The organism is Streptomyces sp. NPDC054975, assembly GCF_053609105.1.
Genome location: NZ_JBSGWV010000001.1, coordinates 83,515 through 105,764 on the forward strand (window position 1 = coordinate 83,515; position 22,250 = coordinate 105,764).

Below are 22,250 nucleotides of genomic sequence, written 5' to 3' on the forward strand. Positions count from 1 at the left end.
CCGCCCCTGTTCGATACGCCCCCGCCCGTCCAGTCCCTCACAGGGCGCGGGGCGGGGGCGCATCGAGGTCAGGAGGTCACGGGAGCGCCGGGGTGGGGGTCAGGAGGTCGGGAAGTTGTCGGCGGACCTGATCCGGTCGCGGATCCAGACGCCGGCCTCCTTCAGGGACGAGGTGCCGGTCCAGGGGCCGTTGCTGTTGCACGTGCCGGTCTTGAAGACGGCGCCCGAGCGGTGGTCGTCCGAGAAGTTCCAGTTGGTCCAGCTGATCTTCTTGGCGGCCATCAGGTCGATGTACTTCTGCGACATGGCCAGGTCGTTGGCGCCCTCACCGGCGTAGTCCTGGGTGCCGAACTCGGTGACGAACATGGGGATCCGGTCGGCGGCCCGGGAGAGGGTGTTCAGGTACTCCTCGCGGTGCGACATCGCGTAGAAGTGGAAGGTGTACATGACGTTGGATGCGTTCACCGGGTTGTTCACGACCTCGGTCTCGTCGGCGCCGTCCGAGACGCCGAGGGAGGACCAGGCGCGGGTGCCGAGCAGGATCGGGGCGTTGCCGTCGATGTTCCGGATCACCGGGACGATCTGCTCGTGGTAGCTCTTGATCGTCGGCCAGGTCACGCCGGAGGGCTCGTTGGCAACCTCGTAGAAGATGTTGTTCTTGCTCTTGTGCCTGGTGGCGATGTCCGTGAAGAACTTCTTGGCGTTGGCCAGGTTGGCGTTCGGGTCGCCCGGGCTGAGCATGTGCCAGTCGACGATCACGTACATGCCGCGCGCGGTGGCCTGGTCGATCAGCGTGCTGGCGAGGTTGGTGAACTTGGCCGGGTCGGTCTCCCAGCCGTCCTCCTGGACGTAGGTGGAGACGCGCAGGATGTCGGCCTTCCAGTCCGTGGCGAGGGCGTCCAGCGAGCCGTTGGTCAGGCACTGCGGGTACCACTGGGTGCCGTGGCTGGACATGCCGCGGAGCTGGATCGGCTTGCCGTACTGGTTGCAGAGCTTGACGCCGCAGACCGACAGCTGGCCGTTGACCTCGACGGGGGTGCCGGTGACGGGCGGGGTGGTGGCGGTGTCGACCTTGATGTGGTCGACGTTGGGACCCCCGTTGGCGGTGGTGGCGGTGGCACGGACGGTGTTGGCGCCGGCCCTGAGGTTCACCGTGAGGGTGGTGGTGGCCCAGGTGGCCCAGGCGCCGGTTCCGGCGAAGGACCTGCCCGCGGCGACGACGCTCCCGTTGACGGCGATGTCCATCGGACGATTGGTGCCGGTGCCGTTGGCGTAGCGCACCGTCAGCGTCGCGGAGCCCGCCTGGGCGGCGTTGACGTTCCACTGGACGGAGCTGCCGGTGACGTTGTCGTAGTTGACGAAGCCGCTGCCGGTGAAGCCGGTGTGGTTGGACTCGACGGCGCCCTGGGAGACGGTGGCCGCCTCCGCCTCGTGGGTGACGGGGGCCGCGACCGCCGCGGGGGGCGCGGCGGCAAGGCCGAGGAGGAGCACGGCCGCGGCGGTGCCGGCGGCACTCAGGGAACGCAACCGGAGACGTGCTGTTCGTGCCGATGTCATGGGGGCTCCCAGGAACGGGTATTGGAAGGAAACTTTCCTAACGAATGATGAATAGCAGCCCCGTCGACCGACTCGCAAGGGTCATGACAAGGACGGCCTCGGGCGTACGACGGGGGGTGTCCCGGCCGCCCCCGACTGGTCCCCGCCCCCGTGCGCCCCACCCCCATGCCTCCTAGCGTGGATCCATGATCCGGTTCGAGCAGGTCAGCAAGGTGTACCCGGACGGCACCCCGGCGGTCGACGGCCTCAGCTTCGAGGTCTCCGAGGGCGAACTGGTCACCCTGGTCGGCCCGTCCGGCTGCGGCAAGACGACCACGATGATGATGGTCAACCGGCTCATCGAGCCCACCTCCGGGCGGATCCTCGTCGACGGCAAGGACATCGCCTCCCTCGACCCGGTGAAGCTGCGCAGAAGCATCGGCTACGTGATCCAGCAGGTCGGGCTCTTCCCCCACCGAACGATCCTCGACAACACCGCGACCGTGCCGGCGCTGATCGGTTGGAAGAAGGCGAAGGCCCGCGCCCGCGCGGCCGAACTGCTCGATCTCGTCGGACTCGACCCGAAGACGTACGGCTCGCGTTATCCGTCCCAGCTCTCCGGCGGGCAGCGCCAGCGCGTCGGCGTGGCCCGCGCGCTCGCCGCCGACCCGCCCGTCCTCCTGATGGACGAGCCCTTCGGCGCGGTCGACCCCGTGGTCCGCGAGCGCCTCCAGGACGAGTTCCTGAACCTTCAGGCCGGCGTCCGCAAGACCGTCCTCCTGGTCACCCACGACATCGAGGAGGCCGTCCGGATGGGCGACCGGATCGCCGTGTACGGACAGGGCCGCATCGAGCAGTTCGACACCCCGGCGGCCGTGCTCGGCGCGCCCGCCACGCCCTACGTCGCCCAGTTCGTCGGCGCCGACCGGGGGCTGAAGCGGCTCTCGGTGACCGAGATCGAACCGGACGACCTGGAGCAGCCGCCGGTCGCCCGCCTCGACGAGCCGGCGGTGGACGCGGTGGCCCGGCTGCGCGCCGACGGGGCCCGATGGGCCGTCGTGCTCGGCGCGGACGGGGATCTGCACGGCTGGGTGGCCGCCGACGCCCTCTCTCTGGCCGGCCAGAAGGGAACGGTCGGCGACCTGGCGCGTCGCATGGAGGCCTGGGTGCCGGTCGGGGCCCCGCTGAAGCACGCCTTCAGCGAGATGCTCCAGCACGACGCGGGCTGGGTCGCGGTCCTCGACGGGACGCGTTTCCTCGGCGTCCTCACCCCGGCGAAGCTCCACGAGGCGCTCCGCCGCTCGGTCGACGCGGACGCGCAGGGCGTGGGCCGGGACGAGGTGGAGTTCGACTCGGTCGCCGACGCGTGAGGAGGCCGGGGCGTGGGCCCTACGGGGCGGGGATGAGTTTCCTCTGCGTGAGGTAGGTGCGCGCGACGTCCTCGGGGAGGCGGCGCCAGCTGTCCACCTGCTCGTTCATGTTCGCCAGGTCGGCGGTGGTCAGGACCGTGTTGAGGCGGCCGATGGCCTTCGTCACGCCTTCGCTCCCGGCGCGGGAGCGGTTGACGACGGGGACGATGTGGTCGGCGTTCTGGAGGTGCTTGTCGTCGGCGAGCAGCACCAGTCCGAACTCGTCGAGGGTCGCGTCGGTGGTCGTGGTCAGGACCATCTGGTCCTGACCGCTCTGCACGGCCTGCTTGGCCTGCGTCGTGCCGACGCCCTTGGGGTCGACCCCGATGACGTCGATCCCGTACGTCCCGCGCAGCCCCGGCGCGCAGTACGGCCGTTGGACGCACTCGTCGCCCGCCGCGAGCCGTACGGGCAGCTTCGCCGCGCCCAGGTCGCTCAGGGTCTTCAACCCGTGCTCGTCGGCGAACGCGGCTGTGACGGCGAAGGCGTTCTGGTCCACGGCCCGGCCCGGATCGAGGACGGTCAGCCCTCGGGGTGCGGCGAGCCCGCGCAGCGCGGTCATCGTCGCGGCCAGGTCGGGCGAGCCGACGGTCGGCGCCTTCGCCCCGTTGACCTTCGCGTTCAGCCAGTCCGCGAAGGTGGCCGCGTACTCCGGTACGACGTCGATCTGGCCGCTCTCCAGGGCCGGTTCGTAGATCTCGCGGTTGGTGACCGAGAGGATCTTCGTGCCGTAACCGGCCTCTTCGAGGAGCAGGGCGTACATCTGGGCCAGCAGGTCGCTCTCGGTGAAGCCGGCCGAGCCGATGGTGAGGTGGCGGCTGTCGCCGGGCGGAGCGGTGACCTCGCCCTGGTTCTCCAGGGAGGGGCCCGCGGCGCAGCCGGCGAGGGCGATCAGGGCCACCGCCGCCGCCACCGCTCGCCGCGCCCTCATTCGGCACTCCCCCGCGCCCAGACCGGGGCGAGCCGCTGGGCGCCCTCGAAGACGCCCTCGACCACCAGCGCGAAGAGGCCGACGAGCACCGCGCCCGCGACGACCTGCGGGGTGGAGGCGAGGTTGAACCCGGCGGTGATGATCCGGCCGAGTCCCCCGCCGCCCGCGAGCGCCGCGACCGTCGCGGTGGCCACGAGCTGCACGGCGGCGATCCGGACCCCGGTGAGGATCAGCGGCAGCGCGAGCGGCAGCTCCACCCCGAGGAGCATCTGCCGCCCGGTCATGCCCATTCCCCGTGCGGCCCGTACGACATCGGCGTCGACGCCGCGCATGCCGACGTAGGCGTTGGTGAGCAGGGGCGGGACCGCGAAGAGGACGAGCGCGATGATCGTCGGCCAGTCCCCGTACGTACCGATCGGGCTGAGCAGCAGCAGGACGAGGACGGCGAACGTGGGCACGGCACGGCCGATGTTGGAGAGGTTGACGGCGAGCGCACCGCCCTTGCCGAGGTGGCCGAGGATCAGCGCGACCGGCAGCGCGAGGGCACAGCTCAGGGCGAGGCAGACGACGGTCAGGAAGAGGTGCTCCGCGAGGCGGTGCCAGACGCCGTCGTCGCCGGACCAGTTGGCGCCGGTGGTGAGCCAGTCCCAGGTGGCGGAGAGGGTGTTCACGCGGCGCGCCTCCGGGTCCAGGGCGTGAGCAGCCGCTGCGCGCCGAGCAGGAGCAGGTCGGCGACGATCGCGATGATCACGCAGAGGACGGAGGCGGTGAGCACCTGCGCCTTGAAGTAGGTGTTCATCCCGGAGTAGATGAGGTTGCCGAGACCGCCGTGGCCGACGATCGCGCCGATGGTGACGAGGGAGACGGCGGAGACGGTGGCGATACGCAACCCGGCCATCGCCGCGGGGAGCGCGAGCGGCAGTTCGACGGTGAGCAGCAGCCGGACGGGGCCGTACCCCATGCCGCGCGCGGCCTGCCGGGTCTCCTCCGGGACCGCGCGGAGGCCGGCCAGGATGTTCCGTACGAGCAGGGTGAGGGAGTAGAGCACGAGCCCGGCGATGACGAGTGCGGCGCTCAGCCCGTAGAGGGGCAGGAGCAGCGAGAACATCGCGAGGGACGGGATCGTGTAGAGGATCGTGGTGACCCCGAGGACGGGGCCGGACGCCCAGCGCCAGCGGCGGGCGGCGACGGCGAGCGGCACGGCGAGGAGGAGCCCGATGGCGACCGAGACGACGGTGAGCTGGAGGTGCTGGACGACGGCGTCGCCGAGGATCTCGCTCCGGGAGGACAGGTAGTCGCCGCAGATCCACTCGTTGCGCGCGAGGCAGTCGTCGGGGGGCGCGGTCATCCCCCCATTCCAGGCGGCGGCCCGGGGCGGCGCACCCCGGGCCGGGCCGTTCGGGGCGGTGGCGTCGAGCCACCGCCGCCGTCCGCGTCAGCCGGGGTACGGCTCGTGCTGGTCGCCGGGCCAGGGTTCGTGCTCCTCGCGCAGCGCACGTTCGCTGCGTTCCTTGAGGCGCTCGCCCTGCTCACGCAGCCGGGCGGCCTCCTCGGGGTCCTCGCTGCGCCGGGCGCGATGAAGCATGTTCTCCGCCTTGTCCCGCTCGTACTGGGCGTGGGCGTGGGCCGCCTCGCCCTCCCGTTCCCGGTCGTTCCGTCCGCTGCCGCCGTCCATGGCGCACCTCCTCGGCGTGCGGCTTCCCGCCCTTCGACGGTGGAAACCCGGCCGGGTGCGGTCCGACCTGCGCCGTCCCTACTCCTGGAGGACGGAGAGCACGTTTCCGGCCGGGTCGGTGAACCAGGCGATCGCCTTCGGCCCGTCGTTGCCCGGGCCCTTCACGACGCCCTTGGCGTCGTGCTCGAACTGCGGGTAGCGCTCCAGCGACACACCCCGCCGGGTCAGCTCGTCGACGGCCACCTCGATGTCGTCCACGGGGAAGTTCAGGATCGTGAACGACGCCGGCGTGTGGTCGTCCTTGGGGTAGACGAAGACGTTCGCGCCGCTCCCCAGCTTGATCGTCAGCATCCGCATGTCCCCCTCCCCGACCATCTCGACCTGGAGGCCGAGGGTGTCGCCGTAGAACTGACGGGCCCGGTCGAGATCGTCGACCGAGAAGCCGCTGAACGCCTTCGCCTGTCCGAACATGCCGTTGTCTCCTTCGCGTGTGCCTTCGGGAATTCCGAGGGCACACCCAACGGAGCACCATCCGGACGCCCGACACACGCGCTCGCGTCCGGATGGTCGCCGCCCGTCACCCTCAGGGAGCGATCGGCAGCCGCCGCTTGTGGTCGGTGAGCCGGTAGCGCCGGACGATCGAGGCGTACGCGGCCTCCGCGACCGGCTTGCCCTCCAGGAAGTCGTCGATGTCGTCGTACGTGACGCCCAGCGCGTCCTCGTCGGGCTTGCCCGGGTCGAGGGTCTCCAGGTCGGCCGTCGGGGTCTTCCACACCAGCTCGGCGGGGGCTCCCAGGGCTTCGGCGCAGGCCCGCACGCGGCGCTTGGTCAGGCCGGTCAGCGGGACGACGTCGGCCGCGCCGTCGCCGTACTTGGTGAAGAAGCCGGAGACCGCCTCCGCCGCGTGGTCGGTGCCGACGACCAGGCCGTCGTGGGCGCCGGCGACGGCGTACTGCGCGATCATGCGCTGGCGGGCCTTGATGTTGCCCTGGACGAAGTCCTGGTGGTGGGCGTCCCGGAAGGTCACGCCACCGGCCAGGCAGGCTTCGAGGGCGGCGTCGCTCGACGCCTTGACGTCCACGGTAAGGACCCGGTCGGCGGCGATGAAGCCCAGGGCGAGCTGGGCGTCCTTCTCGTCGGCCTGGACGCCGTAGGGCAGCCGCATGGCGTAGAAGGTGGCGTCGTGGCCGGCCGCCCTGGCCCGCTCCACGGCGAGCTGGCAGAGCCGTCCCGCGGTCGTGGAGTCCACGCCGCCGCTGATGCCGAGGACCAGGCTGCGCAGCCCCGTGGAGGTGAGGCGCTCGGTGAGGAAGGCCACCCGGCGTTCGATCTCGACCAGCGGATCGAAGCTCGGGGACACCTCGAGTTCCTCGGCGATCTGCTGCTGCAGGGCGGTGGACGCCGCGTCGGTCACGTGAAGCTCCTCGGGATGGTCGGCGGTTCGAAAGGCCAGGTCGACTCTATGCGGCCCACCGCGGAGGCGGGCGACGGGCCCTCAGGCGATCGGTCGGGGCGGGGCCCCGGGCCCCGACGAATCGCGCAAGCACTCTTTACGCCTCTGTCATGCACGGGTAACTTTCGCTCTCGCAAGCGCTTGCAGCAAGTTGCCGGTCAGCCTTTCAGTGCCGCCGCGACCTCCCCGTCGCGGCCCTGCTCCGGAGAAGAGACGCATGCGACGCACTCCTGCGAGACGGTCCGGGGGCGTGGCGGCGGCAGCCGCTTGCCTGCTCGGGCTGCTGACGGCCGCTCCCCCGGCCGAGCCCGCCCCCCTCGCCACGACGCCCGCCGCGGCCGCCGAGAACACCGCGACGGTCTTCTACTCCACGAAGTCGAAGAACTGGTCGTCCTACCGCCTCCACTACGCGCCGGACGGCGGAGCCTGGACGGCCGTCCCGGGTGTGGCGATGGAGCCCGCCTGCACGGACTGGGTGAAGAAGACGGTCACCCTGGGCTCCGCCGACGGGCTCCAGGCGACCTTCACCAACGGCACGGGTACCTGGGACAACAACGGCGGCCGGAACTACGACCTGGGCACCGGCACCATCACCGTCAAGGACGGGGTGGTCGCCCACTCCGACCCGTGCGCCACCGACCCGGGCGGGCCCACCGCGCCGGCCAACGCGGCCACGGTCTACTACTCGGCCGCCGCCCTCGGCTGGACCACCGTCAACCTGCACCACGCCCCGGCGGGCGGAGCCTGGACCACCGTTCCGGGGGTGGGCATGGAGGCCGCCTGCACCGGTTGGTGGAAGCGGACCGTGGACCTGGGCACGGCCACCACCCTGAGCGCCGTCTTCAACAACGGCAACGGCGTCTGGGACAACAACAACGGCGCCAACTACTCCCTCACGGCCGGCACGACGACGGTGAAGGACAAGGTCGTCAGGGGCGGCGCGGCCGACCCTTGCGCCGCCGAGGTCCCCGACACCCAGGCGCCGACCGTGCCCGCCGGCCTCGCCGCGAGCGCCGACGGCACCTCCGTCGTCCTGACCTGGCAGCCCTCGAGCGACGACAAGGGAGTGACGGGCTACCAGGTGACCCGTACCGGCGGCACGCGCGGCACGGTGGTCACCGACGTGGGCTCCACCGTCTTCTCCGACACCGGCTTGGAGGAGCGCACCGCCTACACCTACACGGTCAGGGCACGCGACGCAGCCGGGAACACCTCGGCCGCCTCCGTCGCGGCGCAGGCGACGACCGGCACCGCACCCCCCGCACCCGAGGCGGGCCGCCCGCTCGGCACCGACCCGCGCAAGGACCCGATCTACTTCGTTCTGACCGCCCGCTTCAACGACGGCGACACGTCCAACAACCGAGGCGGGAGCCAGCACACCAAGTCGGGCAACGAGGCGAACGGCGACCCCATGTTCCGGGGGGACTTCAAGGGGCTGGTGAACAAGCTCGACTACATCAAGGGCCTCGGCTTCTCCGCCGTGTGGATCACGCCGGTGGTGCTGGGCCGGTCCGACTACGACTACCACGGCTACCACGGGTACGACTTCTACAAGGTCGACGCCCGTCTGGAGTCGGCGGGCGCCTCGTATCAGGACCTGATCAACGCGGCCCACGCCAAGGGCATGAAGATCTACCAGGACGTCGTCTACAACCACTCCTCGCGCTGGGGCGCGAAGGGCCTGTTCACCCCCAAGGTGTTCGGCGTGCGCGACAGCCAGTGGAGCCGGCACTACGACGAGCCGAACCCCTCCTTCGAGTACGACGGACTGACCGTCGAGCCGAAGTCCGGGAAGTCGTACTACAACGGCGACCTGTGGTCGACGGCCGAGCCGACCGGCAACACGTGCGTCAACTGGGGCGTGCCCACCCAGCACACCTCCCCGGAGGGCTACCGCATCTACAACTGCCAGTGGCCCGGCCCCACCTCCGGCATGTTCCCCACGTCGCTGTACCACCAGTGCTGGATCGGCAACTGGGAGGGCGAGGACTCACGGTCCTGCTGGCTGCACGACGATCTCGCCGACTTCGACACCGAGTCCGCGGCCGTGCAGAACTACCTGATCGGCGCGTACAACAAGTACATCGACATGGGGGTCGACGGCTTCCGGGTCGACACCGCCGTCCATGTCCCTCGCACCACCTGGAACCGCCGCTTCCTGCCCGCCATCCAGGAGCGGGTCGCCGCGAAGTTCGGGGCGGAGGCCGCCAAGAACTTCTTCGTCTTCGGCGAGGTCGCCGCCTTCGTCAACGACAAGTGGAACCGTGGATCGGTCAACCACTCCGCCCAGTTCTTCACATGGAAGGAGCGCAAGGAGTACGCGCCCGACGATGCCGCCGCCGCCCTGGAGATGTACGCCTACGAACAGCAGCAGGGCACGGCGAACCAGCCGACGTCGAACAACGCCTTCCTGAGCGGCAACAGTTACCACGCCCCGGACCACAGCCGCTTCTCCGGGATGAACGTCATCGACATGCGCATGCACATGAACTTCGGTGACGCGCGGAACGCCTTCGGCAACGGCAAGGACTCCGACGACAGCTACAACGACGCCACCTACAACGTCGTGTACGTCGACAGCCACGACTACGGGCCCAACAAGAGCAGCGAACGCTACGCGGGCGGCACGGACGCCTGGGCGGAGAACATGTCGCTGATGTGGACCTTCCGCGGCATCCCGACGCTGTACTACGGCTCCGAGATCGAGTTCCAGAAGGGGAAGAAGATCGACTGCGGCCCGACCTGCCCGCTGGCGACCACGGGCCGCGCCTACTTCGGCGACCATCTCTCCGGGGACGTGAAGGCGTCCGGATTCTCCAGCGTCGAGTCGGCGAGCGGACCCGTCGCCCAGACCCTCGCCCAGCCGCTGGCCCGGCACCTCCAGCGGCTCGGCCAGATCCGCCGGGCGGTACCGGCCCTGCAGATGGGCCAGTACTCCACCGAGGGCATCAGCGGGGCGATGGCGTTCAAGCGCCGCTACACCTCCGGCGGTACGGACAGCTTCGCGCTCGTCACGGTCACCGGTGGCGCGACGTACACCGGCATCCCGAACGGCACGTACACCGACGCCGTCACGGGCGACCAGCGGACCGTCACCAACGGCACGCTGACCGTCGCCGCGCCGGGGAAGGGCAACCTACGGGTGTACGTACTGAACGGCCCCGGCCGGATCGGGACCGCGGGGCCGTATCTGAAGTAGTGGCCGGACGGCCGTGCACGCATGGCCGTCACTTGCCGACGTCGGACGGTCCGAGGTGCTCGCCGGGGCGGGCGAGATCCTCCACCGCGTCGGCACCGACGACCGCGCCCGTGGACTTCTTGGCGCGCCGCAGCCGGCGCTCCAGCCAGCTCGCGAAGGTGGTCAGTGCGAAGTTCAGGACGACGAAGATGATCGCGACGACAGTGAAGCTCGCGATGGTGTTGGCGCCGTAGTTTGCGCTCATCGGGCGTACGGAGGCGAGGAGTTCGGAGAAGCCGAGCATCGCGCCTCCGAGCGCGGTGTCCTTGACGATGACGACGAGCTGACTGACGAGCGCCGGGAGCATCGCGGTGACGGACTGGGGCAGCAGGACGTTCGTCATCGTCTGGCCCTTGCGCATGCCGATCGCCTTGGCGGCGTCGGTCTGGCCGCGGGGCAGGGAGAGGATGCCGGCGCGCACCACCTCGGCGAGGACCGAGGCGTTGTAGAGGACGAGTCCGGTGACGACCGCGTAGAGGGGGCGGTTCTCCGGGCTGATGTCGGTGAACTCCGAGTACGCGGCGTTGGCGAAGAGCATCAGGATCAGCACGGGGATGGCGCGGAAGAACTCCACGACCGTACCAGCGGCACCGCGGATCCAGGCATGGTCGGAGAGCCGCCCGATGCCGAGGAGGGCGCCCACCGGCAGGGCGATGACCACGGCGAGCGCGGCCGCGATGAGGGTGTTCTTCAAGGCGGGCAGGAGGAACGTCGACCAGGTGCGGGAGTCCGTGAAGAACGGGGACCATTTGGCCCATTCGAGCTGGCCCTGATCGGCGAGGGTCGCCAGAACCCACCAGATCAGGCCGGCGACGGCGACCAGGAACAGCAGGGTGTAGAGGAGGTTGCGCCGCTTCGCGCGCGGACCGGGCAGGTCGTAGAGGACGGTGGGCTTCTCCTTCATCGCTTCACCGCCACCTTCTTGCTCACCCAGCCGAGGAAGAGCCCCATGGGCAGCGTGAGACAGATGAAGCCGACCGCGAAGATCAGCGAGATGAGGATGAGCTGGGCCTCGTTCTCGATCATCTCCCGCATCAGCAGGGCGGCCTCGGCGACGCCGATGGCGGCGGCCACGGTGGTGTTCTTGGTGAGGGCGATCAGGACGTTGGCCAGCGGTCCGACGACCGAGCGGAACGCCTGCGGCAGCACGATCAGGCGCAACACCTGGGGGAAGTTGAGTCCGATGGCACGGGCGGCCTCGACCTGTCCGAGGGGGACGGTGTTGATGCCGGAGCGCAGGGCCTCGCAGACGAAGGCGGAGGTGTAGGCGATCAGCCCGAGGACGGCGAGCCGGAAGTTGATCGTGGTGAAGTCCTTGGCGCCCATGTCGACACCGAGCGTCTGGAACAGGCCGAGCGAGGTGAAGACGATGATCACCGTGAGGGGGATGTTACGGACGATGTTCACGTAGGCGGTGCCGAAGCCCCGCATCAGGGGGACGGGGCTGACGCGCATGGCGGCCAGCAGCGTCCCCCAGATCAGGGAGCCGATCGCGGAGTAGACGGTGAGCTGCACCGTCACCCAGAACGCTCCCAGCAGGTCGTAGCCTTCGAGGAAGTCGAACACGGCGGCCCACTTACTTGACGACGACGCCGATCTCCGGCGCGGGCTCGTTCTTGTACTCGGCAGGGCCGAAGTTCTTCTTCACGGCCGCGTCCCAGGAACCGTCGGCGACCATCTTCTTCAGGGCGTCGTTGATCTGCGCCTTCAGCTCACTGCCCTGCTGGACTCCGATGCCGTAGTTCTCGTTGCTCAGCTTGAAGCCGCCGAGCTTGAACTTGCCCTCGAACTCGGGCTGCGAGGCGTAGCCGGCGAGAATCGCGTCGTCGGTGGTCAGGGCGTCGATCACACCGTTCTCCAGGCCGGTGAGGCACTCCGAGTAGCCGCCGTACTCCTGGAGCTGTGCGTCGGGGGCGATCTTGTCCTTGACGTTCTGCGCGGACGTGGAGCCGGTGACCGAGCAGAGTTTCTTGTTGTTCAGGTCCTCGGGCTTGGTGATGGAGTTGTCGTCCGCGCGGATCAGGACGTCCTGGTGGGCCAGGAGGTACGGACCGGCGAAGTCGACCTTCTCCTCCCGCTGATCGTTGATCGAGTAGGAAGCCGCGATGAAGTCCACGTCGCCGCGCTGGAGCATCGTCTCCCGGTCGGCGCTCTTGGCCTCCTTCCACTCGATGTCACCGGGATCGCGGCCGAGCTGCTGGGCGATGTACGTCGCCACGTCGACGTCGAAGCCGGTGTACGTGCCGTCCGGGGTCTTCAGGCCGACGCCGGGCTGGTCGAACTTGATACCGACGGTGATCTTGTCGTCGCTCCCGCCCGAGCCGCCGTTCCCGTCGTCGCCGCAGGCGGCCAGGGAGAAGGAGAGAGCGAGCGCGGCGGCCGCGGCGACGCCGGCCTTGGTGAGCTTGCGAGGGTTCATGGGGTCACCCCTGGGGCTGCTGGGCGCATGGCGGCCGCGGTCAGTGGTGCAGGATCTTCGAGAGGAAGTCCTTGGCGCGGTCGCTGCTGGGATTGCTGAAGAACTGCTCGGGTGTCGTCTCCTCCACGATCCTGCCGTCCGCCATGAAGACCACGCGGTTGGCGGCGGAGCGGGCGAAGCCCATCTCGTGGGTGACGACGACCATGGTCATTCCGTCCCGGGCGAGCTGCTGCATGACCTCCAGGACCTCGTTGATCATCTCGGGGTCGAGGGCGGAGGTCGGCTCGTCGAAGAGCATCACCTTCGGATCCATGGCCAGCGCGCGGGCGATCGCGACGCGCTGCTGCTGGCCACCGGAGAGCTGGGCGGGGTACTTGTCGGCCTGGGTCGCGACCCCGACCCTGTCGAGCAGCTGCCGGGCCCGCTGCTCGGCGGCCTTCTTGTCTTTCTTGCGGACCTTGATCTGGCCGAGGGTGACGTTCTCGAGGACGGTCTTGTGCGCGAAGAGGTTGAAGGACTGGAAGACCATCCCGACGTCGGCACGGAGCGCGGCGAGCTCCCGGCCCTCGGCGGGCAGAGGCTTGCCGTCGATGAGTATCTCGCCGGAGTCGATGGCCTCCAGCCGGTTGATGGCGCGGCAGAGGGTCGACTTCCCGCCGCCGGACGGGCCGATGACGACGACGACCTCGCCCCGGCCGACGGTCAGGTCGATGGACTGGAGCACATGGAGCGCGCCGAAGTGCTTGTCGACGTTCTTCAGTGTGACGAGCGCGTCGGGCATGGCAGCCTCCTGTCGCCGCCCCGCGGCCACCCTCCTCACGTTCATGCTCCGCCTTGGGAGGAGTTACTGCACGCCGGGCGCCGGGGGCCCGCGGAGCAGGGCGCCGAGAGGGGCGTAATGAAAACGATTGTCATGATGGTATGGTCAAGCGATCAACCACTTGTCGCACCTCCCGTTGGGGGCACCTCCCTTGCGCCTGCCCGCACACTCCCGCACACGCCGCCGCGCCCCGCTGACCGTCCTCTCCGTCGGCGCCGCCTCCGCCCTGCTCACCGGCTGCTTCTCGGCCACCGGCACCGAGGCGAAGGGATCCGACGGCGCGCGCGTGCGCGTCGCGATGATGCAGCCCCCGCGCTCGGGGCTCTCCCCGCTGTCGGACGACGCCTTCAAACTGTCGCGCTGGTCCACCGCCGAGACGCTCGTCCGGCTCGACCGCGACGGCAACGCCGTCCCCGCCCTGGCCACGACGTGGAAGCAGTCCGACCGGACCTGGACCTTCACGCTCCGCGACGGCGTCACCTTCCACGACGGCACCCCTCTCACCGCCGAGTCCGTGGTGAAGTCCCTGACCGTCGCCGCCGGCGCCTCCCCCAAGCCGCGCATTCTCGACGGCGTCGACCTCACCGCCCGGGCCACCGGCCCGCGCACGGTCACCGTCACCACGGCGGCCGCCGATCCGCTCGTACCGCAGCGCCTCAGCTCGCCACAGCTGTCGATCCTGGCCGCCAAGGCGTACCGGGGGAAGACGGTCAGCCCGGTCGGCGCGGGCACCGGCCCCTTCGAGCTGGTCACGGTGAACGGCACCGCCTCCGCGACTCTGAACCGGTACGACGCCTACTGGGGCGGCAGGGCCAAGGCCTCCGGGATCGACGTGAAGTTCGTGCCGGACGGCACCGCGCGGGCCGCCGCCCTGCGCAGCGGCGAGGCCGATGTCGTCGAGGCTGTACCGGTCTCGCAGGCCGCGCTGCTCGACCGGAAGCTGATCACCGAGGTGCCGATGCCGCGCACCAACACCCTGTACCTCAACACCGGATCCGGCCCGTTCAAGGACCCCGCGCTGCGCGCCGCCGCCCGCGAGGCGATCGACGCGGGGCAGATCGTCACGGGCGTGTACGAGGGCCGGGCCGACGTTGCCCAGGGGCTGCTCGGCCCCGCGCTGCCCTGGGCCGGGAAGCTGCGCGGAAAGGCCGCCCACCCGGCGGCCGGTGTCCCGAAGGGGGCCCGGATCACGATCGGCACCTTCACGGACCGGGCCGAGCTTCCGGAGGTCGCCCAGGTGCTCCAACAGCAGCTCCAGGCGGCCGGTTTCACCGTCACCCTCGACGTGCGCGAGTACGCGAACATCGAGGCGGACGCGCTGGCGGGGAAGTTCGACGCGTTCGTCCTGTCCCGGGCCACCGTTCTCGACTCCGGCGACCCGGCCGCGTACCTGTACAGCGATTTCGCGGGCGAGGGCTCCTTCAACCTCTCACAGCTCGCCGACCCGGCCGTCGACCGGGCGCTGGTCCTTGCCGCCCAGACCGCGACGGGCGACGCCCGGCGCCGGGCCGTCATGACCGCGGAGGCCGCGGTGCTCGCCACCGACGCCGCCGTGCCCCTGCTGCACGAGCGCGTCATCCAGGGCGACGCGGCGAACGTGAGCGGCGCCGCGCACGATCCCCGGGAGCGTGAGCTCGTCACCCTCGACACCGTCGTCAAGTGAGAGCGGCCCTCGCGAGGGCGGCCGGCCTGGTCGCCGTCCTGACGGTGACCGGGCTGCTGCCGTGGCTGTCCGGCACGGACCCCGCGCTCGGTGTGCTGCGGGCCAGGTCCGCCGAACAGGTGCCGACGCCCGAGGCCCTGGCCGCAATCCGAGCGGACCTGGGACTCGACGCGGGCCCGCTCGGCCTGTTGGGACGGTGGGCGGGCGGCCTGCTCCGCGGCGACCTCGGCGTCTCCTGGGTCTCCGGTACGGACGTCCTGCCGTCGGTGGCCGCCGGACTCCAGGTCTCCCTGACGCTGATGGGCGCGGCCCTCGTCGTGGCGCTCCTGGTCGGCGCTGCGCTCGCCGTCCCCGTCCTGGTCCGCGGGCGGGGTACGACAGGGGCCCTGGCCGCGGTCCTCGCCGCCGTCCCCGAATTCCTGCTCTCCCTCGGGCTGTTGATCACGGCCGGGGTGTGGCTCGGCTGGTTCCCGACCTCGGGCTGGGCCGGACCGGCCCACCTGGTCCTGCCGGCGCTCGCCCTGGGCGTTCCGGCGGGGGCGCTGCTCGGCCGGCTGGTCGCCGACGCGCTGCCTGCCGTGTTCGACGAGCGCTGGGTCGAGCTGTGGAGCGGTGCGGGCGTCGGCCGGACCGTGATCGCCGCGGCGGCCGTGCGCCGCGCCCTCCCGCCGCTGGTCCCGCAGTTCGGGATGGTGGCGGTCGGCCTGACCGGCGGCGCGGTCGCCGTCGAGACGGTCTTCGCCGTCCCCGGTCTCGGCCGTACGGCTCTGGGCGCGGCCAAGTCGCAGGACCTGCCGCTGCTCCAGGGCGCGGTCCTGGCGCTGCTCGCGCTCGGGGTCCTGACGGGCGCCCTCACGGCCGTCGTGCGGCGCAGGCTGCTGGGTCCCGCGCTGCGCGACGCGGGGCTCACGCTGCCCGCCGCCCGTCCCGTACGGGTCCCCGTCGCCGTGCCGGTCGTGCTCGGCGCGGTCCTGGTGGCCGTGGTCGGCTGGGGTCTGCTGCGCGAGCCGTACGCGATCGACACCGCGGCCCGGCTCGCATCGCCCTCCCCGGCGCATCCGCTCGGCACCGACGCCCTGGGCCGGGACGTGCTCGCCCGGCTCGGGCACGGCGCGGCGTCGACGGTCGGCACGGCCGCCGTCGTCTGTATGTCTGCCTTTCTGGTGGCGCTGGCGCTCGGCTTCCTGCCGCGGCCGGCCTCCGGGCTCGCGGACATCGCCAACGCCGTGCCGCCCGTCGTCGCCGGCATCCTGGTCGCCGCCGCGACGGGGCCCGGCACCGGCGCCGCGACGGTCGCCGTCACGCTGGTCTCCTGGCCACCGCTGGCGGCCCACGCCGCCGCGCTCACCCAGGAGGTCCGGGCCTCCGGTTTCCTGCTGGCCCAGCGGGCGATGGGCGCGAGCCCGTTGTGGATCCTCGGGCGGCACGTCCTGCCGTCGGTGGCGGCGCCGGTCGCCCGGCACGCCGTCCTGCGGCTGCCCGGCATCGCGCTCGCCCTCGCCTCGCTCGGCTTCCTCGGGCTCGGCGCCCAGCCGCCGTCCCCGGAGTGGGGGCTGCTCCTCGACGAGTCCGCCGACTACGTGGAGCGGGCGCCGGTGGCGGCCCTCGCGCCGGCGGTCGCGCTCGCGCTGCTCGCCGCGCTCGCCGTCACCCTCTCCCGGACGACGGTGCGGCGCACCCACACCTCCACCCGTACCGCTTCACCGCGAAGGAAGGCGACCCGTGTCCCGGTCTGACACCCTGCTCTCGGTCCAGGGGCTCCGCGTCGGTTTCGACGGCGTGGACGTGGTCCGCGACGTGTCCTTCGAGGTCCGCGCCGGTGAGGTCCTGGCGCTCGTGGGCGAGTCGGGCGCGGGGAAGTCGCTGACGGCCCGCGCCCTGCTCGGGATGGTCCCGCGCGAGGCGACGGTCTCCGGCGAGGTGCTGCTCGGGGGTTGCCCGGTCACGCCGGCCGACCGGGGCCGTCGGCTCGCGCTCGTCCCGCAGGACGCGCTCTCCGCCCTCTCTCCCGTCCACCCGGTCGGCGACCAACTCGCCCTCGCCCTGCGGTCCGTGCAGGGGATGGCGAGGAAGGAGGCCCGGCGGCGCGCCGAGTCCGCCCTCGCCGAGGTCGGCATCCCCGCCGCCAAGGCCTGTGCGTACCCGCACGAGTTCTCCGGCGGCATGCGGCAACGCGCCGTCCTCGCCATGGCGTTGGTGAACGAACCCGCCCTGGTCGTCGCCGACGAGCCGACGACCGCGCTCGACCCGGAGACCCAGGGGAAGGTCCTCGGTCTGTTGCGCGAACGGTGTGCGGCACGGGGGGCCTCGCTCGTGCTGGTCACCCACGACCTCGACGTCGTACGGGCGCACGCCGACCGCATGGCGGTCATGTACGCCGGGGTGCTCGCCGAGTACGGGCCGGTGGAGCGGATCCTCGCCCGGCCCCTCGCTCCTTACACCACAGGCCTGTTGGCCTCCCTCCCCACCCCCGAGACCGCTCCGCGCACGCGGCTGCCGGCCCTTCCCGGCCGCCCGCCGACCCCCGGCGAGCTGCCGGCGGGATGCGCCTTCGCTCCCCGCTGCGTCCGCGCCACCGACCGCTGCGGGACGGAACGGCCCGCGCCCCGCCGCCTCGACGGGCGCGAGGTCGCCTGCCACCACGCCGCCCTGGAGTCCGTATGAGCCCTCTGCTCGACGTCCGCGACCTGGTGGTACGCCACGGCGGGACCACCGCCGTCGACGGCGTCTCCTTCCATGTGGACGCCGGTGAGACCGTCGGCCTGGTCGGCCCGTCCGGCTGCGGGAAGTCGTCCACCGCCGCCGCGGTCCTGCGCCTGCGCAGACCGCACAGCGGCGAGGTCCGGTTCGACGGTCTGGAGCTGGGCGCCCTGAGCGAGCGCCGGATCCGAGCGGTCCGGCCGCGTCTCCAGCCGGTGTTCCAGGATCCGTACGGCTCGCTCAGCCCGCGGCGGCGGATCCGCGACCAGATCGCGGAACCGCTGCGTGTCCAGGGCCGCTGGTCACGGCCCACCGGGCCGGAACGGGTGGCCGAACTCCTCGACATGGTGGGCCTGGACGGCGCGCTCGGCGAGCGGCTCCCGCACGAGCTCTCCGGCGGGCAGTGCCAGCGCGCCGGCATCGCCCGCGCCCTGGCGAGCTCTCCGGAGCTGCTCGTCCTGGACGAACCGGTCTCGGCCCTGGACCCGTCCCTGCGCGCCGGCGTCCTCAACCTGCTCCTCGACCTCCAGGACCGGCTCGGGCTCGGTTGCCTGTTCATCTCCCACGACATGGCGGCGGTCCGGCACATGTGCGACCGGGTGCTCACCATGCGCGAGGGGAGGATCGTTCCGACTCCGGCCCCTCAGCCCTTCGAGGTCAGCGAGGCGAGGTGAGTGAGGGCGAGGGCGTAGCCCTGGGCGCCGGCGCCGCAGATGACGGCGTCGGCGACACCGGAGACGTACGAGTGGTGCCGAAACGGCTCGCGGCGGTGGATGTTCGACAGATGCACCTCCACGACGGGCAGTCCGACGGCGGCCAGCGCATCGCGCAGCGCGACGGAGGTGTGGCTGTACCCCGCGGGGTTGATGACGATGCCGCGGTGGGTGGTGCGGGCCTCCTGGACGGCGTCGATGAGGACGCCCTCGTGGTTCGACTGCCGGAAGTCGACACGGAGGCCGAGCCGCTCGCCGGTGTCGTGGCAGAGCCGCTCGATCGCGTCGAGCGTGTCCGTGCCGTAGATCGCGGGCTCGCGCAGACCGAGCAGGTTGAGGTTGGGCCCGTTGAGGACGAGCACGGGGGTCTCCATGGCGACTCCTCAAGGGACGGAATGTGACGGGGTGTCGCCGGACATCCCGGCCTGAGCCGCTCCCGCTACGCGGCGGCCGCCGTCGGAGTGAGCGACCTCCGCAGAGCCGAGGCGTACACCTCGTCGGGGTCGAGCCTGCGCAGCTCCTCGGCGATCAGCTCGGCCGTCGTACGGACCTTCAGGGCGAGGACCCGGCTGGGCTGGCCCGGGATGGAGAGCCGCGCGACCGGGCCCTCGGGGCGGTCGATGCGGATCTCGCCGTCCGGCGTGCCGAGGCGTACGGCGGTGACGACCGGGCCGGCCGTGTCCACCCGCTCGACGGGGACCTGGAGCCGGTCCTCGAACCACCGGGCGAGCAGTTCGGCGCTCGGGTTGTCCGGTTCGCTCTCCACGGCGGCCGAGACGACCGTCGCCCGGGCCTGGTCGAGGGCGGCGGCGAGCATCGAGCGCCACGGGGTGAGCCGGGTCCAGGCGAGGTCGGTGTCGCCCGGGGCGTAGGAGGCGGCGCGGACGTCGAGCGCGGCGAGCGGGTCCTCGACGGCGTACGCGTCGGTGATGCGGCGCTGGGCGAGCGAGCCGAGCGGGTCCGTGGACGGCACCTCGGGCGCGTCGACCGGCCACCAGACGACGACGGGGGCGTCGGGGAGGAGCAGCGGGAGGACCACGGAGTCGGCGCGGGCGCCGAGTTCGCCGTACATCCGCAGGAGGACGGTCTCCCCCGATCCGGCGTCGCTGCCGACGCGGACGTCCGCGTCGAGGCGGGCCTCGTTGCGCCGCCGGGCCGAACGGTCATGGCGCTTGATGACGACGAGCGTGCGGGACGGGTGCTCGCGGGAGGCCTCGTTGGCGGCCTTCAGCGCGTCGTAGGCGTTCTCCTCGTCGGTGACGATGACGAGGGTGAGCACCATGCCGACGGCGGGCGTGCCGACGGCCCGGCGGCCCTCGACGATCGCTTTGTTGATCTTGCTGGATGTGGTGTCCGTGAGATCGATCTTCATGGCCCGCGCCCGTTCCCTCCGTCGCGTGCGATCACCGCGCCTGTCCCCCCCGAGCCTACGCGCGCGGCAGCGTTCCCGCTGGCGGTGGTCCCGCACCACCGCCGCCGAGGGACCGTCGCGGCGGGCGGGCCGCGCCTCGCCGAGCACCAACTGGCGCCCCTGGAGGCCCCGCACCGGCGCGGCGTGTGGTGTTCAGGCGCGCCCGGCGGCCTTCTGGCTCCTGCGGGACAGGGAGTCGACGACCACGGCGGCCAGCAGGACCGATCCGGTGATCATGAACTGGACGGCGTTGCTGACGCCCATGATGTTCATGCCCGACTGGATCGATCCGATCACCAGCGCGCCCAGCAGGGCGGACCAGACCGAGCCGCGTCCGCCGAAGAGGCTGGTGCCGCCGATGACGGCCGCCGCGATGACGTTCATCAGGAGGTTGCCGCCGCCGGAGGTCTGGCTCGCGGACTGGATCTGCCCGGCCAGGAAGAGGCCGCCGATCGCCGCCATCGTGCCGGCGATGGAGAAGACGCTCATCCGGACGAACGGCACGCTGATGCCCGCCCGGCGCGCGCCCTCGATGTTGCCGCCGACGGCGAAGATCTGCCGCCCGTACGAGGTGCGGCGCAGCACGAAGTCGAGGAGCACCAGGAGGATCAGGAAGATCAGGAGCGCCAGCGGCAGCCCCTGGTACTGGTTGAGGATGGCGGCGGCGACGAAGGCGATCGCGGCGATGACGACCGTACGGATCGCGATCTCGGCGATCGGCCGGAACGGCACCCTGGCGCGCTGGCGGCGCCGGGCGTCGAGGAGCGAGGCCGCCAGGAACAGCCCGACGCCGACGGCCGCGGTGATGTAGGCGGCGGCCGGGCTGCGGAAGATCGTCGAGTACAGCTCCGAGACGACGCTCTCGCTCGGGATGTTGACCGTGCCGCTGGTGCCGAGCACCTGCAGCATGAGGCCGTTCCAGGCGAGGTTGCCCGCGAGCGTGACGACGAACGCGGGCACGCCGACCTTGGCGAAGAAGAAGCCGTGGATCAGTCCGACGGCCGCTCCGCCGGCGACGGCGACCAGCAGCGCCAGCCACTCGTTCATGCCGTTCAGCACGTTGAGCACGGCGAAGAGCGCGGCGCACAGGCCGCTGACGGAGCCGACGGAGAGGTCGATCTCGCCGAGCAGCAGGACGAAGACGATGCCGATCGCGATCATCCCGGTGCCGACGATCTGCTGGCTGAGGTCGGAGAGGTTCTGCGCGGAGAGGAACGCGCTGTCCAGCGTGCCGAAGACCGTCCAGATGATGATCACGGCGACGACGACGGGCAGCGAGCCCAGTTCGCCGCTGCGCAGCTTCCGCCTGAACTCCCCGAGGTACCCCTTGAAGCCCTCCTCCCGAACGATCAGCCGGGTGTCGACGGCGGGTACGGCGTCGTGGGCCGGTTCCTGGCCGGCGCCGTCGCCGGGCCCCGGGCCGGAGGGCTCGTGGCGGCCTCGGTCGCGCCTCATCGCTCCCCCTCCTCCCGCTTGCGGGCCTGGCGGCGCGTGACCGCGCTGTCGGTCGCCCCGGTGATGGCGGAGATGATCTCCTCGGTGGTGGTGGAGCGCCGGTCGAAGAAGCCGTTGTTCCGGCCGAGGCGCAGGACGGCGATACGGTCGGCGACCGCCATCACGTCCACCATGTTGTGGCTGATCAGGATGGTGCCCAGGCGCTGTTCGCGGAGCCGCTCGACAAGGTCGAGGACCTGGGCGGTCTGCTCCACGCCGAGCGCGGCGGTCGGCTCGTCCAGGATGACGACCTTCGGTTCGCCGATCAGGGAGCGGGCGATCGCCACGGTCTGGCGCTGGCCGCCCGAGAGGGAGGCCACGGGGATGCGGACGCTGGGGATGCGGATGGAGAGGGTGTCGAGCAGTTCGCGCGAACGCTGCTCCATGCCGACCTCGTCGAGCACGCCCCAGCGCCTGAGTTCACGGCCGAGGAAGAGGTTGCCGACGACGTCGAGGTTGTCGCAGAGCGCCAGGTCCTGGTAGACGGTGGCGATACCGAGGTTCTGGGCGTCGTGGGGCCGGTGGACGGTGACCGGGCGGCCCTCCCAGGCGATGACGCCCTCGTCCGGCGGGTTCACCCCGGCGATCGCCTTGACGGCGGTCGACTTGCCGGCGCCGTTGTCGCCGACGAGCGCGACGACCTCGCCGGGGTGGACGTCCAGGTCGAAGTCCGTGAGGGCCTGCACCGCTCCGAACCTCTTGGAGATCCCCCGCAGACTGAGCACAGGTGTTTCGGGCACCGTCAACCGCCTCCTACCCGGCCCCCGTTGCGTTGCTGCGCGGATGCT

21 protein-coding genes are annotated in these 22,250 nt (G+C 71.4%); 6 read left to right on the forward strand and 15 right to left on the reverse strand.

Annotation, left to right across the window (positions count from 1 at the left end):
* Positions 1-99 precede the first annotated feature (99 nt).
* The gene (locus ACWF79_RS00375; protein ID WP_453725792.1) at positions 100-1,557 is read right to left on the reverse strand and encodes a cellulase family glycosylhydrolase; all 1,458 of its coding nucleotides are present in this window, start codon (positions 1,555-1,557) and stop codon (positions 100-102) included.
* A gap of 185 nt (positions 1,558-1,742) precedes the next feature.
* Here ACWF79_RS00375 and ACWF79_RS00380 point away from each other — a divergent pair, with 185 nt between their 5' ends.
* The gene (locus ACWF79_RS00380; protein ID WP_453725793.1) at positions 1,743-2,906 is read left to right on the forward strand and encodes an ABC transporter ATP-binding protein; all 1,164 of its coding nucleotides are present in this window, start codon (positions 1,743-1,745) and stop codon (positions 2,904-2,906) included.
* Between the two features lie 19 nt (positions 2,907-2,925).
* On the opposite strand, the gene ACWF79_RS00385 is transcribed toward ACWF79_RS00380, so the two are convergent.
* From ACWF79_RS00385 to nadE, 6 genes are all read right to left on the reverse strand, one after another.
* Positions 2,926-3,876, reverse strand: a complete 951-nt coding sequence (locus ACWF79_RS00385) for an ABC transporter substrate-binding protein (protein WP_453725794.1) — start codon at positions 3,874-3,876, stop codon at positions 2,926-2,928.
* On the reverse strand, positions 3,873-4,547 hold the full coding sequence (locus ACWF79_RS00390; protein ID WP_453725795.1) for an ABC transporter permease: 675 nt from the start codon (positions 4,545-4,547) through the stop codon (positions 3,873-3,875). Before ACWF79_RS00390 ends, ACWF79_RS00385 begins: the two co-directional genes overlap by 4 nt.
* Positions 4,544-5,224 (reverse strand): ABC transporter permease, encoded by a 681-nt coding sequence (locus ACWF79_RS00395; protein WP_453725796.1) that lies wholly within the window; start codon positions 5,222-5,224, stop codon positions 4,544-4,546. The genes ACWF79_RS00390 and ACWF79_RS00395 overlap by 4 nt, the downstream gene beginning before the upstream one ends.
* A gap of 87 nt (positions 5,225-5,311) precedes the next feature.
* The gene (locus tag ACWF79_RS00400; protein WP_453725797.1) at positions 5,312-5,551 is read right to left on the reverse strand and encodes a DUF6381 family protein; all 240 of its coding nucleotides are present in this window, start codon (positions 5,549-5,551) and stop codon (positions 5,312-5,314) included.
* Positions 5,552-5,629: 78 nt separating this feature from the next.
* Positions 5,630-6,022 carry a VOC family protein gene (locus ACWF79_RS00405; protein WP_453725798.1) on the reverse strand — a complete coding sequence of 131 codons (393 nt, stop codon included), beginning with the start codon at positions 6,020-6,022 and terminating at the stop codon, positions 5,630-5,632.
* A gap of 112 nt (positions 6,023-6,134) precedes the next feature.
* A complete protein-coding gene (gene nadE / locus ACWF79_RS00410; RefSeq protein ID WP_453725799.1) occupies positions 6,135-6,965 on the reverse strand; it encodes an ammonia-dependent NAD(+) synthetase in 831 nt (276 codons plus the stop codon).
* 256 nt (positions 6,966-7,221) lie between these two features.
* Between nadE and ACWF79_RS00415 the strand changes: the two genes are divergently transcribed.
* Entirely contained in the window at positions 7,222-10,203 is a 2,982-nt protein-coding gene (locus ACWF79_RS00415) for a carbohydrate binding domain-containing protein (RefSeq protein WP_453725800.1), read from the forward strand.
* Positions 10,204-10,231: 28 nt separating this feature from the next.
* On the opposite strand, the gene ACWF79_RS00420 is transcribed toward ACWF79_RS00415, so the two are convergent.
* The 4 genes from ACWF79_RS00420 to ACWF79_RS00435 are packed head-to-tail and all read right to left on the reverse strand — an operon-like array spanning position 10,232 to position 13,442.
* Positions 10,232-11,146 carry an amino acid ABC transporter permease gene (locus tag ACWF79_RS00420; protein WP_453725801.1) on the reverse strand — a complete coding sequence of 305 codons (915 nt, stop codon included), beginning with the start codon at positions 11,144-11,146 and terminating at the stop codon, positions 10,232-10,234.
* Positions 11,143-11,808, reverse strand: coding sequence for an amino acid ABC transporter permease (locus tag ACWF79_RS00425; RefSeq protein WP_453725802.1), 666 nt, complete (start codon positions 11,806-11,808; stop codon positions 11,143-11,145). The genes ACWF79_RS00420 and ACWF79_RS00425 overlap by 4 nt, the downstream gene beginning before the upstream one ends.
* Positions 11,809-11,818: 10 nt before the next feature.
* The gene (locus tag ACWF79_RS00430; RefSeq protein ID WP_453725803.1) at positions 11,819-12,661 is read right to left on the reverse strand and encodes a glutamate ABC transporter substrate-binding protein; all 843 of its coding nucleotides are present in this window, start codon (positions 12,659-12,661) and stop codon (positions 11,819-11,821) included.
* 40 nt (positions 12,662-12,701) lie between these two features.
* Positions 12,702-13,442: an amino acid ABC transporter ATP-binding protein gene (locus ACWF79_RS00435; protein ID WP_453725804.1), complete on the reverse strand. Its 741-nt coding sequence runs from the start codon at positions 13,440-13,442 to the stop codon at positions 12,702-12,704.
* Positions 13,443-13,632: 190 nt separating this feature from the next.
* Between ACWF79_RS00435 and ACWF79_RS00440 the strand changes: the two genes are divergently transcribed.
* The 4 genes from ACWF79_RS00440 to ACWF79_RS00455 are packed head-to-tail and all read left to right on the forward strand — an operon-like array spanning position 13,633 to position 18,518.
* Positions 13,633-15,144: an ABC transporter substrate-binding protein gene (locus tag ACWF79_RS00440; RefSeq protein ID WP_453725805.1), complete on the forward strand. Its 1,512-nt coding sequence runs from the start codon at positions 13,633-13,635 to the stop codon at positions 15,142-15,144.
* Positions 15,141-16,880, forward strand: a complete 1,740-nt coding sequence (locus ACWF79_RS00445) for an ABC transporter permease subunit (protein WP_453725806.1) — start codon at positions 15,141-15,143, stop codon at positions 16,878-16,880. Before ACWF79_RS00440 ends, ACWF79_RS00445 begins: the two co-directional genes overlap by 4 nt.
* A complete protein-coding gene (locus tag ACWF79_RS00450) occupies positions 16,867-17,808 on the forward strand; it encodes an ABC transporter ATP-binding protein (RefSeq protein WP_453725807.1) in 942 nt (313 codons plus the stop codon). The genes ACWF79_RS00445 and ACWF79_RS00450 overlap by 14 nt, the downstream gene beginning before the upstream one ends.
* Positions 17,805-18,518, forward strand: a complete 714-nt coding sequence (locus tag ACWF79_RS00455; RefSeq protein WP_453725808.1) for an ABC transporter ATP-binding protein — start codon at positions 17,805-17,807, stop codon at positions 18,516-18,518. Before ACWF79_RS00450 ends, ACWF79_RS00455 begins: the two co-directional genes overlap by 4 nt.
* Here ACWF79_RS00455 and aroQ read toward each other — a convergent pair.
* The 4 genes from aroQ to ACWF79_RS00475 all read right to left on the reverse strand — a co-directional run bounded on the left by aroQ (position 18,488) and on the right by ACWF79_RS00475 (position 22,202).
* Complete coding sequence (aroQ, locus tag ACWF79_RS00460) at positions 18,488-18,931, reverse strand: type II 3-dehydroquinate dehydratase (RefSeq protein ID WP_453725809.1); 444 nt, start codon at positions 18,929-18,931, stop codon at positions 18,488-18,490. The two genes, ACWF79_RS00455 and aroQ, sit on opposite strands and share 31 nt — an antisense overlap.
* 65 nt (positions 18,932-18,996) lie before the next feature.
* Positions 18,997-19,929: a glucose-6-phosphate dehydrogenase assembly protein OpcA gene (gene opcA, locus ACWF79_RS00465; RefSeq protein WP_453725810.1), complete on the reverse strand. Its 933-nt coding sequence runs from the start codon at positions 19,927-19,929 to the stop codon at positions 18,997-18,999.
* A 192-nt stretch (positions 19,930-20,121) separates the two neighbouring features.
* Positions 20,122-21,423, reverse strand: coding sequence for a sugar ABC transporter permease (locus ACWF79_RS00470; RefSeq protein ID WP_453725811.1), 1,302 nt, complete (start codon positions 21,421-21,423; stop codon positions 20,122-20,124).
* Positions 21,420-22,202, reverse strand: coding sequence for an ATP-binding cassette domain-containing protein (locus ACWF79_RS00475; RefSeq protein ID WP_453725812.1), 783 nt, complete (start codon positions 22,200-22,202; stop codon positions 21,420-21,422). Before ACWF79_RS00475 ends, ACWF79_RS00470 begins: the two co-directional genes overlap by 4 nt.
* Between the last annotated feature and the right edge of the window lie 48 nt (positions 22,203-22,250).

Bases quoted from the DNA above. Each gene is read 5' to 3' on its own strand.
- ACWF79_RS00375 (WP_453725792.1), bottom strand. From the start codon at position 1,557: ATGACATCGGCACGAACAGCACGTCTCCGGTTGCGTTCCCTGAGTGCC.
- ACWF79_RS00380 (WP_453725793.1), top strand. From the start codon at position 1,743: ATGATCCGGTTCGAGCAGGTCAGCAAGGTGTACCCGGACGGCACCCCG.
- ACWF79_RS00385 (WP_453725794.1), bottom strand. From the start codon at position 3,876: ATGAGGGCGCGGCGAGCGGTGGCGGCGGCGGTGGCCCTGATCGCCCTC.
- ACWF79_RS00395 (WP_453725796.1), bottom strand. From the start codon at position 5,224: ATGACCGCGCCCCCCGACGACTGCCTCGCGCGCAACGAGTGGATCTGC.
- ACWF79_RS00400 (WP_453725797.1), bottom strand. From the start codon at position 5,551: ATGGACGGCGGCAGCGGACGGAACGACCGGGAACGGGAGGGCGAGGCG.
- ACWF79_RS00405 (WP_453725798.1), bottom strand. From the start codon at position 6,022: ATGTTCGGACAGGCGAAGGCGTTCAGCGGCTTCTCGGTCGACGATCTC.
- ACWF79_RS00415 (WP_453725800.1), top strand. From the start codon at position 7,222: ATGCGACGCACTCCTGCGAGACGGTCCGGGGGCGTGGCGGCGGCAGCC.
- ACWF79_RS00420 (WP_453725801.1), bottom strand. From the start codon at position 11,146: ATGAAGGAGAAGCCCACCGTCCTCTACGACCTGCCCGGTCCGCGCGCG.
- ACWF79_RS00430 (WP_453725803.1), bottom strand. From the start codon at position 12,661: ATGAACCCTCGCAAGCTCACCAAGGCCGGCGTCGCCGCGGCCGCCGCG.
- ACWF79_RS00435 (WP_453725804.1), bottom strand. From the start codon at position 13,442: ATGCCCGACGCGCTCGTCACACTGAAGAACGTCGACAAGCACTTCGGC.
- ACWF79_RS00455 (WP_453725808.1), top strand. From the start codon at position 17,805: ATGAGCCCTCTGCTCGACGTCCGCGACCTGGTGGTACGCCACGGCGGG.
- aroQ (WP_453725809.1), bottom strand. From the start codon at position 18,931: ATGGAGACCCCCGTGCTCGTCCTCAACGGGCCCAACCTCAACCTGCTC.
- opcA (WP_453725810.1), bottom strand. From the start codon at position 19,929: ATGAAGATCGATCTCACGGACACCACATCCAGCAAGATCAACAAAGCG.
- ACWF79_RS00470 (WP_453725811.1), bottom strand. From the start codon at position 21,423: ATGAGGCGCGACCGAGGCCGCCACGAGCCCTCCGGCCCGGGGCCCGGC.